Below are 2,737 nucleotides of genomic sequence, written 5' to 3'. Positions count from 1 at the left end.
TGCATTGATATTGTAAAAGATACGTTAACAAAAAGTGTGGATAAAGCGTTTGGATACACGACAATTCCCAATTATTTTAAAAGCAGGAATACCAAAACAATTATTGTTTCTCTGCTTATCATTACCATGGCAGTATCCATGAAGCTGATCATGAAAACAGGAATTTCAGGATTCATGGCGTATTATTTTACTGCCGGATTATTTATTTTCATCCTTTGCGTTTACCTTATTTTAAATCATACAAGAAAAAGCAACTTCATTACGCTTAATATTCTCAGAATTTGGGTTTTCATTGGGATAATCGCAATGCTTCTCAACGGACTGGAAGGTAAATTATAGAAAATTTTCTTTATAAAACCTGATCCTTTTCTTACCTTTGCAGTACCTTAAATTTATAAAAAGTAATGCCCATTTTTAACGATACTAAAGTCGCATTTGCGGATAAATCCGATGCACAGTTAAGAAAAGCGTATTGGATGTTCAAAATGATTGAGCAGCCTTCCCTTACAAAAATTGGAACTTCCGTTCTTAATTTCACCGTTCATAATAGTTTTCCTTTCGTTACCGGAATTGTAAAAAACACTTTGTTTGAGCAGTTTTGCGGAGGAGAAACCCGTGAAGAAAGTATGAAAGTAGTGAAACAGCTTTTCAGAAGAGGAGTCGGAAGTATTTTCGATTATTCTATTGAAGGCAAAGAAGACGAAGAAACGTTTGATGCAGTTTGCAAAGAGATCAAAGATATCGTAAGATTTTCTGTAGGAAATCCGGCAATTCCGTTTATCGTTTTTAAACCTACAGCCTTCGGAAGAATAGATCTGTATGAAGCTGTCGGGAAAAATGCGGAACTTACAACAAGCCAGAAAGAAGAGTGGGAAATAGTAGTAAAAAGGTTTGATGAAGTCTGTAAGCTTTGCCACGAGCACGACAAAAAAGTGATGGTAGATGCCGAAGAAACCTGGATGCAGGATGCAGCGGATCATCTTTGTGAAGAGATGATGGAGAAATACAATCAGGAAAAGCCGATTGTCTGGAATACCATTCAGATGTACAGAACCGGAAGACTGGAATATATGGAGTCGCATCTTCAGCGCGCGCGAGAAAAAGGTTATTTTATCGGGTATAAGATCGTTCGTGGAGCCTATATGGAAAAAGAAAGAGCAAGAGCCGCAGAAAAAGGCTATGCAGATCCTATTCAGCCGACAAAAGATGCTTCCGATAAAAATTACAATGCAGGAATTGATTTCGTTATGAATCATTTAGATAAAGTTTCCGCATTTTTCGGAACCCACAATGAAATTTCTTCAGAGCTTGTTATGGATAAAATGAAAGCGAAAGGACTGGAAAATGAAAATCCTCATATCTATTTCGGTCAGCTTTACGGGATGAGCGACAATATTACGTTCTATCTGTCAGATAAAGGCTATAATGCGGCAAAATACCTTCCTTACGGACCTGTAAAAGATGTTGTGCCTTATCTTACCAGAAGAGCGCAGGAAAATACTTCCGTTGCGGGACAAACCGGTCGTGAACTGGGGCTGATTAAAAAGGAACTCGAAAGAAGAAAAGCAAGCAGATAAATTTTAAAGATAAATTTCTAAGCCTTACAATATTTTGTGAGGCTTTTTTATGATCTAAATATAAGCTAATTGAAATTTTGAAAAATGAACGGTTTTAAAGATCATTTAAGGTTCAAAACTTTCGAATTTTCCGTTTTCGTAGAAGATGACAATCCGTTTAATTTTATTTTGTTGATTTTCAATGACTTGAGCAATGATCTGATCACTGCTGTTTTCTAATCGCTGAGAATCCAATATTTTCTCCTGTGCTTTACTTTGATCCGGTATAAGCGATTCCTGCCGCTTCATTTTTGGCGGTTCTATTTCTGTTTCTTCACTGCCAAAATCTTCATCGTTATTTACCATCGTAAAAAGATCGGGGAGAGAAGTCGTTCTCGGTTTTTCCTCTTCGTAAATTTCTTCTTCCAGTTCAGGAATGTCCGATTCGGGAAGTTCAGATTTCAGCATTTCACCTTCTCCGGTAATCAGCCAGTCCCAAAGAATTTCAGGAAAGCGCGATTTTATTTTAATGATAAACTCAAGCGACGGCTTATTTCTTCCGGACGTTATGTGCGAAATAGAAGATCGCTGTACTTCAATTTCATCTGCAAACTCCGAAGAAGAAAGATTAGAATACTCGATAACTTTTGAAATTCTCTCGTTTAAACTCATAGAACCATTATTAAAACGTCTTACAAATGTAAATAAATAAATTTACAAATGCAAATTAATATAGTAAACAAATGTAAATCACGGTAAAATACATTTGTAAACTATGTAACTATCTAAAAATCAATATACTATATAATTAATAAAAGGCTATTCTAAATTTTACAAAAGTTTATCCACAATTCAATCATTAAAATCAGTAAAATCTGACTGGAATCGTCGATAACTTATTGATAAGTTATGTTCATATAAATACCATTATTGATGTAATAAACATAATTTTGTTGCGGTTTAATACACTGTATAAGCAAATACAGATAATGTACTTAAAATAACAGATAAATGCCTTATAATAGGGTAAAATAAACGTTTTACTTTTGTAAAATACAGCTTTCAAACGTATTTGGACTGGGTTTTGTATTATTTTAATGTAAGATATGGTTATTGATCTTTTTTAAGATTTACCAGATTAAATTTCTGAAATTAAAAACAGAAATAATTTAGTAGAAGAC

The 2,737-nt window shown here is 34.3% G+C and carries 2 protein-coding genes and 1 pseudogene; 2 read left to right on the top strand and 1 reads right to left on the bottom strand.

All coding sequences use genetic code 11. The annotated features are described in order from the left end of the window. Positions 1–339 (top strand): annotated as a pseudogene (locus WFK35_RS22025) (prenyltransferase); the annotation flags it as partial. A gap of 65 nt (positions 340–404) precedes the next feature. Then, positions 405–1,577: a proline dehydrogenase family protein gene (locus WFK35_RS22020; protein WP_336734721.1), complete on the top strand. Its 1,173-nt coding sequence runs from the start codon at positions 405–407 to the stop codon at positions 1,575–1,577. A 105-nt stretch (positions 1,578–1,682) separates the two neighbouring features. On the opposite strand, the gene WFK35_RS22015 is transcribed toward WFK35_RS22020, so the two are convergent. Further along, a complete protein-coding gene (locus tag WFK35_RS22015) occupies positions 1,683–2,228 on the bottom strand; it encodes a helix-turn-helix domain-containing protein (protein WP_336734719.1) in 546 nt (181 codons plus the stop codon). Positions 2,229–2,737 lie beyond the last annotated feature (509 nt).

The organism is Chryseobacterium sp. VD8, assembly GCF_037149975.1.
GTDB lineage: Bacteria > Bacteroidota > Bacteroidia > Flavobacteriales > Weeksellaceae > Chryseobacterium > Chryseobacterium indicum.
Note: the sequence above shows the minus strand (reverse complement) of the source record. Positions and strands in the feature narration are given on the sequence as shown.

Coding starts and splice junctions, on each gene's coding strand:
- WFK35_RS22015 (WP_336734719.1), bottom strand. CDS start 2,228: ATGAGTTTAAACGAGAGAATTTCAAAAGTTATCGAGTATTCTAATCTT.
- WFK35_RS22020 (WP_336734721.1), top strand. CDS start 405: ATGCCCATTTTTAACGATACTAAAGTCGCATTTGCGGATAAATCCGAT.